1 protein-coding gene is annotated in these 287 nt (G+C 63.8%); it reads right to left on the reverse strand.

Features of this window, described 5'->3' with window-relative positions; all coding sequences use genetic code 11:
- Nucleotides 1-287: CoA-transferase (locus EN869_RS34085; protein ID WP_281109888.1), on the reverse strand; the 287-nt coding region annotated here is incomplete at both ends.

A 287-nucleotide genomic window follows, 5' to 3' on the forward strand; every position in this document is an offset into this window, starting at 1 on the left:
CCGCCCTCGCCATGGCCGAAGGAGGTGAAGAAGTCGATCTTTTCGACCATGCCGCGTTTCGATTGCGCCATGGTGATGTAAACCTCTTTTGAAGAGGTGGCGATCTCCTGCGCGCCGCCGCCACCGGGAAGGCGCGTTTTCGGGTGCGCGTAGTCGCCGATGACGGTGGTGTTGATGTTGCCGAACCTGTCGAGCTGGGCCGCGCCGAGGAAGCCGATGGAGATGCGGCCGCCCTGCAGCCAGTAGCGGAACATCTCCGGCACCGCGACGGTGGTGACTGCTGTCTC

This window comes from Mesorhizobium sp. M2D.F.Ca.ET.226.01.1.1, assembly GCF_004022705.2.
In the GTDB taxonomy this organism is placed as follows: domain Bacteria; phylum Pseudomonadota; class Alphaproteobacteria; order Rhizobiales; family Rhizobiaceae; genus Mesorhizobium.